This is a genomic window from Vibrio sp. E150_018 (assembly GCF_053544035.1).
Map to the genome: position 1 here is coordinate 146,320 of NZ_JBHGNY010000001.1, position 12,400 is coordinate 158,719.

Genomic DNA, 12,400 nt, shown 5'->3' on the forward strand with positions numbered 1-12,400 from the left:
CTTTGTCTCATTCATTTCTTATAACAACCGACTATCATTTTTTTATCCAAACGAGAGTGTTGATATGGCGTTTTTTAATGTAACCCCAGTAGCGTCCAAGGTTGAGGCATCTAAAGTAGACGAGACTTATCAGTATTGGCGTGTACACCTAATGCTCTCGATGTATTTAGGTTATGGCGTATTTTATTTTACGCGTAAAAGTCTCAATTTTGCCATGCCAGCGATGCTAGAAGATTTGGGGTTAGCGCATTCAGATTTTGGTTTATTAGGAACACTTTTTTATATCATTTACGGTCTTTCTAAGTTTGTATCGGGGATTGTGAGTGATCAATCTAAACCAAGTTATTTTATGGGCTTGGGGTTGATTGCCACTGGGATCATTAATGTCTTATTTGGTCTGAGTTCTTCGTTGATGGCCTTTGTGATGCTTTGGGCATTAAATGCTTTTTTTCAAGGTTGGGGCTGGCCTCCTTGTGCAAAGCTATTGACCAGTTGGTACTCAAGAAGTGAGAGGGGCTTTTGGTGGTCTCTTTGGAATACATGCCAGAATGTGAGTGGGGCATTAATCCCAATTAGTATTGGCTTTATTGCGGTTACCTATGGTTGGCGATATGGATTTATTGTACCGGGGATAGGTGCAATGGTCGTCGGTCTTTATTTATGTTTTCGCATTACAGATAAACCCATTACGCTTGGGCTTCCTCCAGTGGGTGAGTGGAAAAAAGATGCTTTAGAACAGCATCAAGAAGCGGAAGGAAAAGGGCTGAACTTTTCTGAAATTTTAAAAGTTTATGTCTTGGGTAACAAATATATTTGGTTACTGTGTGCTTCCTATTTATTGGTGTATATCGTTCGGATCGCTATCAATGACTGGGGGAATTTATATCTCACTGAGAGGCATCATTATGATTTGTTTTCTGCTAATACCGCGGTGGCAATGTTCGAGGTCGGAGGCTTTTTAGGTTCTTTATTTGGTGGATGGGGCTCTGATCGGTTTTTTCGAGGAAATCGAGCACCAATGAATTTAATTTTCTCTTTGGGTATTTTTATTTCAGTCATGGCCCTTTGGTTGACGCCTATAGACAATTTAGTGGTTTTATCATCTTGTTTTTTTTGTATTGGATTTTTTATTTTTGGACCACAGATGATGATCGGAATGGCGGCTGCAGAATGTTCTCATAAAGACGCAGCAGGTTCGGCAACAGGATTTGTTGGCATATTTGGATATATTGGTGCTGCTTTGGCGAGTTATCCATTGTCTATCATTATTGAACAATTTAGCTGGGAAGGTTTCTTTGGGGTGATTTCTCTTTCTTCGGCATTGATTGGATTATTGATTTTACCCTTTTTAAAGGCACAACAACGAAATACATTTTAAATTAACTATTTATTTTTTCGTTGTTTTATCTATTTCTATATTCGTAATAAATTTCGCAGTGATGTGAAAATGAGCAACGTGCCCTACAAAGGCGTTGTGTAATAAATATAAAAAGAGGAAATAAGATGAAAAAAGGACTACGTCTAAAATTACTCGCTAGCTGTATTTTAAGTACTACATTTGCGGCTCCTCAAGCTTTGGCTGAAGGAAGATTGGTTGTTTATTGTAGTGCGACTAATGCTATGTGTGAAGCGGAAACCAAAGCGTTTTCGAATAAATATGATGTAAAAACATCGTTTGTTCGAAATGGTTCAGGAAGTACCTTAGCTAAAATTGAAGCTGAGAAAAATAACCCTCGTGCTGACGTATGGTATGGCGGAACGCTTGATCCACAATCTCAAGCAGGGGAAATGGATTTATTGCAGCCTTATAAGTCGCCTCAACTTGAGTTTGTAATGGATAATTTTAAAGATCCAGCAAAACGTAAAGGCAATTATTCTTCGGCTGTTTATATGGGGATCCTTGGGTTTGGTGTGAATACTAAACGCCTTGAAGAAAAAGGGGTGCCAATCCCTCGTTGTTGGAGTGATTTGGTTAAGCCTGAATATAAGGGGGAGATTCAAATTGCTGATCCACAGAGTTCTGGTACTGCATATACTGCACTAGCAACGTTTATTCAATTGTGGGGCGAAGACAAAGCTTTTGAGTTCTTTAAATCTTTAGATACCAATATCTCACAATACACCAAATCAGGAGTCACCCCATCACGTAATGCGGCTAGAGGTGAAATTGCTATTGGGGTTGGCTTTTTACATGATTACTCATTGGAGCAATCAAAAGGTGCACCATTAGAGTTAATATCGCCTTGTGAAGGGACCGGTTATGAAATTGGTGGTGTGAGTATTATTAAAGGTGCTCGAAATATCGATAATGCAAAACTATTTGTCGATTGGGTTATGTCGAAAGAAGGACAGGAACTGGCTTGGAAGAAAGGGAAATCATTCCAAATTTTGACCAATACGCACGCTGAACAATCTCCTAATGCATTAGATCCTACAAAATTAAAATTAATTAATTACGATATGGATACTTATGGTTCATCTGATGAACGTAAGCGATTAATTAATAAGTGGGTCGAAGTGGTAAAAATGGGAGAATAAACGTCTGATTGCTTTTTAGGGTATGAATCATTCTTATGAGGTTCATACCCTAACTTCCTAATTAAATTTAAATGATGACTTTTAAGTTAAAGCTTAAGAGTGAATTCACACACCCCAAATTTAGGTATGTGATAACGATTTAAATGGTTTACTTATTGTTTTGGTGCAAAAGATGAATGAATTAATAGCAGATAAACAACGAAGGGAAAATGATGGCATAAAAAAAGTCGATCCTATTTTTTATTGGATCTTCACATTATTATGCGCATTTGTATTATTACCTTCTTTCTCTTTAGATTACGGTCTATTTGAATCAACATCCGACGAGTTCTATGAAGCGATGGGATGGAGTGGGTACAATATTTCATGGTGGTGGTTTTTACTGCCTTCGGTGTTACTGATAAGACCAATTACACCGAAAAATAAACATGCTAAATTTCGACATTATTTTGATATTAGCTATTCAGCTTTATGCATGTTGTTTGTCGTGGTGAGTTCTTTTTATACTCATCAAGGTTTAGGTTATTCGACCATAGCACTTTTCATTACACTGAGTGTCGTCATGACATTCGCCTTTTCTCGCTTAGAGTTTCTAGGTGGAGATAGTTTTGTTATTGGTGCTTTGATCACGATAATTTTATTAATTTCTGTTTTTATTATTTTTCCAAGTATCGCTATTTTTGTTCCGATGTTTAAAGATGACATGGGCAATTTTGTTGCTTGGCAATTTCTTGAAATTCTGGGTCGTTCTCAAATCATTCAGATTATCTGGAACTCTGTTTTTCTTGGCGTCTCGGTTGGGATCGGGGCCACTTTCTTTGGTTTAATTTTTGCAATTTATACGACTCGGATTGCCATTCGTTCCGCTTTTATTGCCCGTATTTTTTCAATATTACCTATCGTCACGCCTCCATTTGTTGTCGGGTTGGGAGTGACCTTAATGTTAGGTCGTTCTGGTTATATTACTGAAATCATGGTGGATTGGTTTGGCTTGGAGCAAACCAATTGGTTATATGGGTTTACAGGGATTTGGTTAGCCCAAGTGCTCGCTTTTGCACCTATGTCATTTATGATTTTGGATGGTGCAATGAAATCTCTTCATCCTTCTTTAGAAGAAGCTTCTTACACATTACGTGCTAATCGATATCAAACATTTTTTAAGATCGTCATGCCGTTATTAAAGCCTGCTTTAGCAAATAGTTTCTTGATTATTTTTGTTCAATCTTTGGCTGACTTTAGTAATCCATTAGTTCTTGGTGGTAGTTTCGATGTGTTGGCGACTCAGATTTATTTCTACATTGCGGGAGCTCAGTTAGATTACGCCTCTGCCAGTACTCTTGGTGGTGTTTTGCTCCTCTTTTCATTAGCGATTTTTGTTATTCAATACTTATGGATAGGCAAGCGTTCTTACGTGACGATTTCAGGTAAATCGTATCGTGGAGATGTCCAAGCATTACCAACTTTATTAAAACATACGGTATCGGGTTTACTGTATTTTTGGATGGCATTTAATATCTTGCTTTATGGCAGCATTATCTTTGGTAGCTTTACGGTTAATTGGGGGGTTGATTACAGCCTAACATTGAAAAATTATATCCATCTCTTTGGTATGGGTATGAGTGAAGGGGCATGGCCATCTTTGATCACAACAATGATTTATGCTGGTGTTGCCGCGCCACTCACGGCCTTTTTTGGCCTACTTATCGCTTATATTGTGGTACGCCAGCAGTTTTATGGGAAGAAGGTGATTGAGTTTTCTACCATGCTTTGTTTTGCCGTACCAGGAACGGTGGCGGGGGTTTCCTACATACTTGCTTTTAATGATGCTCCTATTTATTTAACAGGGACGGCAGCTATTGTTGTGATTTCAATGGTCATGCGTAATGTACCAGTCGGGATCCGCGCTGGAATTGCAGGTCTTGGACAATTAGATAAATCATTAGATGAGGCTTCATTAAGCTTAAGGGCAAACTCATTTAAAACGATTAAAAATATTCTTCTACCGCTATTGAGACCCGCCATTCTTTCTACGCTGATTTATAGCTTCGTAAGGGCGATGACAACGGTAAGTGCCATTATTTTCTTAGTGACCCCAGAAACTCGAGTTGCTACCTCATATATCTTAAACCGAGTGGAAGATGGGGAATATGGGATAGCTATTGCTTACGGGACAATTTTGATTGTGGTCATGCTGTCTATTATTTTGATATTTGATTATATGGTAGGGGAAGCTCGAATTTCCCGTTCAAAAGCTAAGAACCAAGAATAAGAGATTGGAGATATAAACATGAAAAATGAAAACTTTGTCGTTCTGAAGAATATCTGCAAGCGCTTTGGAGATAAAACGGTCATTGGCAATTTGGATCTGGAAATTAAAAAAGGAAGCTTAGTGACTCTACTTGGGCCTTCTGGATGCGGTAAAACCACGGTACTTCGTTTAGTCGCAGGATTAGAAAAACCTACTAGTGGCCAGATTTATATTGATGGCGAAGATGTTACCAGTACCTCAATACAACAACGTGATATTTGTATGGTGTTTCAATCTTACGCTTTATTTCCTCACTTATCTTTACATGACAATGTGGGATATGGCCTAAAAATGATAGGATTAGGAAAAGATGAAATTAAACAGCGTGTTGATGAAGCATTAAAGTTAGTTGATCTGGAAGGATTTGGTGAGCGATATGTTGATCAGATATCAGGCGGTCAACAACAACGTGTCGCATTAGCTAGGGCGTTAGTATTAAAACCAAAAGTGCTGCTATTTGATGAGCCTTTAAGCAATCTAGATGCAAATTTACGTCGAAGCATGAGAGAAACTATTAGGGAATTACAGCAACGATTTAATATTACTTCGTTATATGTGACTCACGATCAATCTGAGGCATTTGCTGTTTCCGATACTGTGATTGTGATGAAAGATGGTGAAATTATGCAAGCGGGCTCACCAACAGAGCTCTATAAACATCCTGCATCTATGTTTATGGCAAACTTTATGGGGGAAGCGAATATCTTTGATGGTGAGTATGACGGTCAAAACCTCATTATTAATGGGTATAAAATTCCTGCAGATGATGAAACAACGCTAAACTTCCCTGCAGGCCAGTATCAAATTGGTGTTCGGCCTGAAGCCATTTTATTAAGTTCTAATGGTGAAGAGTGTCAACAATGTAAAATTGATAACATTACTTATATGGGCTCAATGTATGAAGTGGTTGTGAAATGGCACGATAAAGAGTTGTTATTGCAGCTCAATTCATCTCATTTTGATCCTGAGAGTGTGGATCATTTGTATTTAAGTATTAATCCTGTAGGTCTGTTTTTACTGCCACCTAATGTAGAGTCGTTTTCTAAAAAATAACCTGAGAGAAAAAGGCTCATTAGAATTTCCCCTTCCTCTAGTTTTCATTAGGGAAGGGGAATCTATTTATTCGCAAAATTCGTCCATCACACCTTTATAGAGTCGCAATAAATTAGTGATTAAAAATTGAACGGTCTAAATCAGCCATAGCTTCATACTGACTCACATATACCTTACCTTTAAAGCGTTCAAAGAAGTTTGACTTATGAATGTTATCCATGACCGGGCCTTTAACTTCTGATAAATGCAGTTGAATATTAGATTCGTTCAGACGGTCGTGAATTAACATCAAGCTTTCCAGTGCACTGGCATCGACCATGTTTACTCCAGATAACATTAATACCAAATCTTGGGTTTGCGGGTATTGTTCCAGATATTCCGGTATCTGATCTTCCAGATAGCGAGCATTGGCAAAATATAAGCTTTCGTCAATTCGTAGGCTGAGGACTGTTTTACTTTGGATGACATTAAAGCGCAGGATATTGCGAAAATGTTGGGTTCCCTCAATTAAACCAACCACTGCAATATGTGGGCGACTGGTTCGCCAGAGAAATAGCGCCAGAGAGGTAGTTAGCCCCGCCAGTTCTGAAGAAAGTCCTAGTTTGATTAAATGGGGTCGGAGGCTTTTGCGTGCGTAAATCAGGGCAATCAAGCAGGATACGCCAATCAACAAGGTGTAGAAATTAGTTTGGGGCAACGCAAGGATCAAATTGGTCAGACGTTGAATTACATTTTCCCCGTGTAGTGGTACGCCAAGAATATGTTTAAATTGTCCGATAGAGATAAGAATACCCGAGGCCGTCATAAAGCCAGAAAGCACCGGATGGCTTAAAAAAGTGGTCAGAAACCCTAGTCTTAGTACCGACATCAGAAATAGCACGATACCGGAAAGAAATGCTAAGGTTGCTGCTGCCGTGATATAGCCTTGGCTCCCCATTTCAAACAGCGGAGCAACGGCTTCTGCGGTCATTAGCGAGATAACTGCGACTGGACCAACGGCCAGTGTTTTACTGGTACCAAGCAGTGTATAAGCGATAAGAGGGAGGATGCTGGCGTACAGACCAACAACAGGTGGTAGTCCTGCGACCATCGCGTATGCAAGGCTTTGTGGAATTAGCATCAAAGTGACGATAATAGTAGCTAAGCCATCTTTCGTAGCATCATGACGCGAATAATTAGGCAACCAAGATGATATCGGCAGCTATTTCAACCAGGAATTTTTCATGCCTTGGTTATCCTAAGCAAGTAAATTTAGTTATACCAATCGAATGAATGAGATTGGATTAATCGGGTTGCTTAACCCAACTCAGGTCAAAACCCATTTTGGCGGCTTGGGCAATACGTTGATCAAATGAACCCAATTCGTCGCTACCCATCGACCAGAGTGCACTGCAACGTGTTCCCGTACGGCAAAAAGCAAAAATAGGCTTAGGAGCCTGTGCAAAGAATTGAGCAAACTGTTTCCTCTGTTCTTGAGTAATATTTCCAGAGGTCACTGGCAGGTGAAAATAAGTTAAGCCCTGTTCTTCAGCTAGCCGTTCAATTTCGCGATTCAAAGGCTGACCATTATCCTCCCCGTCCGGACGGTTGTTGATGATCGACTTAAACCCCATCTCCGCTAGAGGTGCTACGTCGTTGGGAAGAATTTGTGAAGAAACGGTCATTGAATCCGTTAAATAGATTGGCTTCAGCATAACAGCAACTCCGTTTTAGACTTTATTCAATGGTATTTTGAGATAGCGTACACCATTATCTTCTTCTGGTGGTAATTCTCCGGCTCGCATATTGACCTGAACCGAAGGCAAAATCAGAGTCGGCATATTTAGCGTGGCATCACGCCCTTCACGCATTTCAACAAATTGTTGCTCGGAAATATCTTGTTTAATATGAATATTGTGTAGGCGCTCATCACCAATCGTAGTTTCAAACATATACTCTTTGCGGTTTGGTGCTTTGTAGTCATGACACAGAAAGACGCGTGTTTCATCAGGTAGAGCGAACAATTTGTGAATTGAGTTATAGAGGGTCGCTGCATCTCCTCCAGGAAAATCGCAACGTGCGGTGCCGTAATCGGGCATGAATAAGGTGTCGCCGACAAATACGCTGTTACCAATAACGTAAGCCATACAGGCAGGAGTATGGCCTGGAGTATGGATTGCGTATCCTTCAATATTACCAAGAGTAAAGCTTTCCTGATCGGAAAACAGATGATCAAACTGGCTTCCGTCCATTGAAAAATCACTGCCAGCATTAAACAGTTTGCCAAATGTATTCTGTACCACTGTAATTTTGCTACCAATACCCAATTTTCCACCAAGTTTCTGTTTGATATAGGGGGCTGCGCTTAGATGATCCGCATGGACATGGGTTTCAAGAATCCACTCTACTTGTAATCCGCTGTCCACAACAAACTCAATGAGTTTATCGGCCGTTTCGTATGAAATTCTGCCTGATGCCGGATCATAGTCGAGCACTGAATCAATCACAGCACATTGTTGGCTAGTAGAGTCAACGACAACATAGCTGTAGGTGAAGGTTTTTGGATCGAAAAACTCGTAAACGTTGGGAGTCATATTCCCTCCTTTTTTATAAAATAGTGAGTTTCTCAAGGTTAAAATAACGGGAACCGAGAGGCACCCGTTCACAACAAACTCAGTTGAACGTTATTAAGGTATGCGGATTACAGCGTTTTTTTACTGAAGTACCAATCAACGTAATTGTAACCTTGATCTTTACGTATGTCGGCTTCTTGAGCGGTTGCAGGTGGTGGAACAATCACTTCATCACCTGGCGTCCAACTCTCCGGAGTTGCACACACGTTTGCATCAGTCGTTTGTAGTGCTTTAACCAGGCGCAGAATTTCTGCAACTGAACGGCCGTTGCTCATTGGGTAATACAACATCGCACGTAGTACACCTTCAGGATCGATAACGAAAGTGGCACGAACTGCAGAGGTATCACTTGCTCCTGGCTGAACCATGCCGTAAGCGCCTGCGACTTTCATATTCAGGTCAGCGATAATCGGGAAGTTAATTTCAACACCAAAGTTATCTTTAATGCTACGAGCCCATGCGATGTGTGCATGAACACCATCAATAGATAGACCCATCAATTCGCAATTGAGTGCTTTAAAGTTATCATTAGCCTTCGCAAAAGCCATAAATTCCGTTGTACATACTGGTGTAAAATCGGCTGGATGAGAAAATAGTACAAGCCATTTTCCTTTATAATCTTCTAGCTTTAATGTTCCGTGTGTTGTTTTCGCGTTGAATGTTGGTGCTGGTTTGTTTAACTGTGGCATTGTTACAAGTTGGTTTTCATGTTCGTACATAGGTCACCCTTCTATCACTTTCCAATCAATTAGTTATCATCAGTTCAGTTATCACTGGCTACTGAAAAAGTTACGGTCTAGTCTGATCTAATATTTGCTTTAGGAACAAAGCGGACTTATTTGACTCACTGTATATTGTTGAATAATCGACCTACCATACTTAGAGTATACAATTCACATTGACATAAAACTCACTAATAAATGACAAGAAACTATCCCAACACGACAAACATTCAGCCAAGCACTAAGGCGTATATCCTTGATAGTACAAAGCCCGTGCTTATGGAAAAAAGACAACTAGAAGCAGGTACTGGTGTTCCTGAACACCAACATCCTAGAGGACAGTTTATATGGGCTAAGTCTGGTACTTTCAGTATCCTTAGTAGTAACAAAGTATGGATAGTACCTACATCATGCGGGATATGGATTCCGAGTAACGCCTTTCATGAGCTATCCAGTGACACAAACACCGTGTTGTTGAGTTTATATGTCGATCCTTTTTATGAAGTTCTTTCAGGAAATGAGCAAGCCGTTGTAATGAAACTCAGTAGTTTATTGAAAGATGTTATGGAAAGGCTTGTGAGTGAGACTACCAATCAAAACTACAGTCGGTTATTGGGGCTTGTGGTGTTAGAAGAGTTATCTTCTTTAGAGCAAACGACTTATTGGATGCCATCTGGGACAGACCCTCGTCTAAAAAAACTACTAAGTTTACTGATTAACGAGTTTTCTTTTAATCATCAATTGTGCTCCCTTGCTCTTAAGGTTGGAGCAAGTCCGCGTACGATAGAGAGACTCTTTGTCAAAGAGACAGGACTGACGTTTAGAGCATGGAAAAGTCGGTATAAGTTGATTCTGGCGCGGGATCTTATAGAACAAGGAATGACAAGCAAAGCCGCCGCACATGAAGTCGGCTACAAGAGTATTCCGAGCTTCATTAGAGAATTTAGCAAATTTTTTGGTGTTCCTCCTCAGCAATGTGTCGAGTCAACTTCCAATGATGGTTAACACAATGTATCCGTCCTACTTATATTTGAGTAGAGCGGATACAATTGATTATCGGCTAAACTCGTCCACGGCAGCTAACGCTTGTGTTCCATAAATTACAGCAGGGCCACCTCCCATCAAAATCGCTACATTGATGGTCTCAATCAGTTCTTCTCTGGAAGCTCCAGCTTTAACGGCTGCTTCAACGTGGGAACCGATACAGCCATCACAACGAACACTGATGGCAATCGCAACGGCAATAAGCTCTTTATACTTGGTCTCCATAGTACCAGAAGCAAAAGCCGCTTTGTGAAGACTTAAAAAAGCGTTAAGTGTATCCGGGCTCTCTTTTCGAAAAGCGGAACCTAACTTGCGTTGTTGTTGATTAATATCGGTATAACTTTTATTCATAACTTTACCCCACTTGTATATTTGAATTTACTGACTCTGGCTTACAGATTTCACCGGTTTTTATGGCTTTGAATGTATTAAGTGAAAGCCACAGAATGAGAAGGGTCAAGCATCCTAATACTGCTATACCCATGTAAAAGTATGCAGGGGAATGAGCGAGCTCAGCATATCTAAAGAGCGCGACATTAAAAGTGGCTACCGGAAATGAAAAAGCCCAGGATGAAAGATAAAACCCAACTTTTCGAAATTGATTGATATTGAGCAGCAGCAAAATAGCGGTGAATAGTGCAACAGAGGCAAGTACTCTGGAAAAGTCAGTCAGTTCTGGCACTAGTGCGCTATAGGATACAAAGCCAATAGATGGTGGCGCTAACAAGATAAACAGCATAGGTTTAAAAGGTGTTGGCAGAGCTGCATGAAAAATTAAACGGTTGGTAATGATGGTTAGTAGCGCCATCCAAAAAACAATACCAACGCCAAAAAAGAACCAACTTACTTCGATATATCCTAATTGAGCACCGGTGATTGGAGCAATTATGTTACCAACAACCGGAATAAACCAACTCGGATTAGCGTGTTCAAGTTGATAGTGATCGTGGTGTATCCAGCTATGCATGATCAGTAAAGTTAACGATAGCTGAACGATCGCGCCAAAACCCCATAAGCAATAGGAAAATGATTCAAACCTATGCCAAACGACAGAAAGGAGTAATAGGCTGATTGAGAAGGCTGCGAAGAAATTAATTCTAATTGGGTGTTTGGTTTCTGCAATCACTGCATTGGGGTAGCGAAAGAGTTTTAATAAATAAAGGCCACTCACCAACAACATAACGATACTTGCTAAAGCACTGGTGAATGTTGTTATCACAGGAAAGGACGTCCCCAAAGCTTTTTGCCATGCGATTGCAAATCCACTCAGACCCATAACGATAGAGAACATTGACATAGGGAAATGTATTAATCGGCTTTCTACTTTTGTAGAGGATGAGTGGTTTATGGATAAATTGTTCATATCAAGCCTTTTCAGTTAGTCGTTTTTTATATTAGTTGAATCTAATATACCCTTATCTAATTGACGTTTTTAGTTAAAAATATGACAAGATGTATTCCTAATGCGACAAGCGGTGTTTTAACCAAACGAACTGTTATAGAGTGGTTGTTGTAGCCTCTATAGAATTTTCTATACTTATGTGCTGGATATTTTAATCAATCAAGGAGTCACTATGGATACTATCGATATAGGAATAAATGAAGCTGACCGTATTGCGGTGGCTGAAGGTCTGAAGCGTTTGTTAGCAGACTCTTATACTCTTTATCTGCAAACTCACAATTTTCACTGGAACGTGACTGGGCGACAGTTTCGTGATCTTCATTTGATGTTTGAAGAGCATTACACAGAGCTTGCAACCGCTGTCGATGATGTCGCGGAACGTATTCGTTCATTGAATATTGTCGCTCCAGGTACATATAAATCGTTAGCGGCATTAAGCTCTATTGAAGAAGTGGAAGATATCCCACCGGCAATGGAGATGGTAAAAATCCTTACGCAAAGTCATGAACAAGTGATCAGAACTTGCCGTGAGATATTAAAAACGGCTCAGGATGCTGATGATGAATCTTCTGCGGCTCTGATTTCAGACCGAATGCGAGTGCATGAAAAAACGGCATGGATGTTAAGGGCTATGCTGGTCGCATAAAAACACAGATAAACCCTAAGCGTGCACGTGCAGTGTGTAAGGACTAGGGACGTTAATAAGCAGCTAGTTAGAGCC

General features: G+C 40.1%; 12 protein-coding genes. 6 read left to right on the forward strand and 6 right to left on the reverse strand.

The genetic code is table 11. The features are described from left to right. Positions 1 to 64 precede the first annotated feature (64 nt). From uhpC to fbpC, 4 genes are all read left to right on the forward strand, one after another. The gene (gene uhpC / locus ACE3G9_RS00715; protein ID WP_449218163.1) at positions 65 to 1,378 is read left to right on the forward strand and encodes an MFS transporter family glucose-6-phosphate receptor UhpC; all 1,314 of its coding nucleotides are present in this window, start codon (positions 65 to 67) and stop codon (positions 1,376 to 1,378) included. Positions 1,379 to 1,503: 125 nt separating this feature from the next. Then, the gene (locus ACE3G9_RS00720; protein ID WP_449218164.1) at positions 1,504 to 2,538 is read left to right on the forward strand and encodes an ABC transporter substrate-binding protein; all 1,035 of its coding nucleotides are present in this window, start codon (positions 1,504 to 1,506) and stop codon (positions 2,536 to 2,538) included. A gap of 172 nt (positions 2,539 to 2,710) precedes the next feature. Further along, entirely contained in the window at positions 2,711 to 4,807 is a 2,097-nt protein-coding gene (locus ACE3G9_RS00725) for an ABC transporter permease (protein ID WP_449218165.1), read from the forward strand. An 18-nt stretch (positions 4,808 to 4,825) separates the two neighbouring features. Next, positions 4,826 to 5,899, forward strand: coding sequence for a ferric ABC transporter ATP-binding protein (fbpC, locus tag ACE3G9_RS00730; protein WP_449218166.1), 1,074 nt, complete (start codon positions 4,826 to 4,828; stop codon positions 5,897 to 5,899). Between the two features lie 112 nt (positions 5,900 to 6,011). Here the strand turns inward: fbpC and ACE3G9_RS00735 are convergent, their stop codons facing one another. From ACE3G9_RS00735 to ACE3G9_RS00750, 4 genes are all read right to left on the reverse strand, one after another. Then, entirely contained in the window at positions 6,012 to 7,082 is a 1,071-nt protein-coding gene (locus ACE3G9_RS00735) for a SulP family inorganic anion transporter (RefSeq protein ID WP_449218167.1), read from the reverse strand. Positions 7,083 to 7,182: 100 nt separating this feature from the next. Further along, entirely contained in the window at positions 7,183 to 7,593 is a 411-nt protein-coding gene (locus tag ACE3G9_RS00740) for a TIGR01244 family sulfur transferase (protein WP_417880499.1), read from the reverse strand. A 15-nt stretch (positions 7,594 to 7,608) separates the two neighbouring features. Beyond that, complete coding sequence (locus tag ACE3G9_RS00745) at positions 7,609 to 8,472, reverse strand: MBL fold metallo-hydrolase (protein ID WP_449218168.1); 864 nt, start codon at positions 8,470 to 8,472, stop codon at positions 7,609 to 7,611. Positions 8,473 to 8,579: 107 nt separating this feature from the next. Next, a complete protein-coding gene (locus ACE3G9_RS00750) occupies positions 8,580 to 9,230 on the reverse strand; it encodes a peroxiredoxin (protein WP_417880497.1) in 651 nt (216 codons plus the stop codon). Between the two features lie 282 nt (positions 9,231 to 9,512). On the opposite strand from ACE3G9_RS00750, the gene ACE3G9_RS00755 reads away from it, so the two are divergent. Beyond that, positions 9,513 to 10,238, forward strand: a complete 726-nt coding sequence (locus ACE3G9_RS00755; RefSeq protein WP_449218169.1) for an AraC family transcriptional regulator — start codon at positions 9,513 to 9,515, stop codon at positions 10,236 to 10,238. A gap of 48 nt (positions 10,239 to 10,286) precedes the next feature. Here the strand turns inward: ACE3G9_RS00755 and ACE3G9_RS00760 are convergent, their stop codons facing one another. Beyond that, positions 10,287 to 10,628, reverse strand: a complete 342-nt coding sequence (locus ACE3G9_RS00760) for a carboxymuconolactone decarboxylase family protein (RefSeq protein ID WP_449218170.1) — start codon at positions 10,626 to 10,628, stop codon at positions 10,287 to 10,289. A gap of 4 nt (positions 10,629 to 10,632) precedes the next feature. Continuing rightward, positions 10,633 to 11,640 carry an SLAC1 anion channel family protein gene (locus ACE3G9_RS00765; protein WP_449218171.1) on the reverse strand — a complete coding sequence of 336 codons (1,008 nt, stop codon included), beginning with the start codon at positions 11,638 to 11,640 and terminating at the stop codon, positions 10,633 to 10,635. 211 nt (positions 11,641 to 11,851) lie between these two features. Here ACE3G9_RS00765 and ACE3G9_RS00770 point away from each other — a divergent pair, with 211 nt between their 5' ends. Next, a complete protein-coding gene (locus tag ACE3G9_RS00770; protein ID WP_417880493.1) occupies positions 11,852 to 12,325 on the forward strand; it encodes a Dps family protein in 474 nt (157 codons plus the stop codon). Positions 12,326 to 12,400: the final 75 nt, after the last annotated feature.

Excerpts from the sequence above, each read along its gene's own strand:
- uhpC (WP_449218163.1), top strand. The coding sequence starts at position 65 with ATGGCGTTTTTTAATGTAACCCCAGTAGCGTCCAAGGTTGAGGCATCT.
- ACE3G9_RS00720 (WP_449218164.1), top strand. The coding sequence starts at position 1,504 with ATGAAAAAAGGACTACGTCTAAAATTACTCGCTAGCTGTATTTTAAGT.
- ACE3G9_RS00725 (WP_449218165.1), top strand. The coding sequence starts at position 2,711 with ATGAATGAATTAATAGCAGATAAACAACGAAGGGAAAATGATGGCATA.
- fbpC (WP_449218166.1), top strand. The coding sequence starts at position 4,826 with ATGAAAAATGAAAACTTTGTCGTTCTGAAGAATATCTGCAAGCGCTTT.
- ACE3G9_RS00740 (WP_417880499.1), bottom strand. The coding sequence starts at position 7,593 with ATGCTGAAGCCAATCTATTTAACGGATTCAATGACCGTTTCTTCACAA.
- ACE3G9_RS00745 (WP_449218168.1), bottom strand. The coding sequence starts at position 8,472 with ATGACTCCCAACGTTTACGAGTTTTTCGATCCAAAAACCTTCACCTAC.
- ACE3G9_RS00750 (WP_417880497.1), bottom strand. The coding sequence starts at position 9,230 with ATGTACGAACATGAAAACCAACTTGTAACAATGCCACAGTTAAACAAA.
- ACE3G9_RS00755 (WP_449218169.1), top strand. The coding sequence starts at position 9,513 with ATGGAAAAAAGACAACTAGAAGCAGGTACTGGTGTTCCTGAACACCAA.
- ACE3G9_RS00760 (WP_449218170.1), bottom strand. The coding sequence starts at position 10,628 with ATGAATAAAAGTTATACCGATATTAATCAACAACAACGCAAGTTAGGT.
- ACE3G9_RS00765 (WP_449218171.1), bottom strand. The coding sequence starts at position 11,640 with ATGAACAATTTATCCATAAACCACTCATCCTCTACAAAAGTAGAAAGC.
- ACE3G9_RS00770 (WP_417880493.1), top strand. The coding sequence starts at position 11,852 with ATGGATACTATCGATATAGGAATAAATGAAGCTGACCGTATTGCGGTG.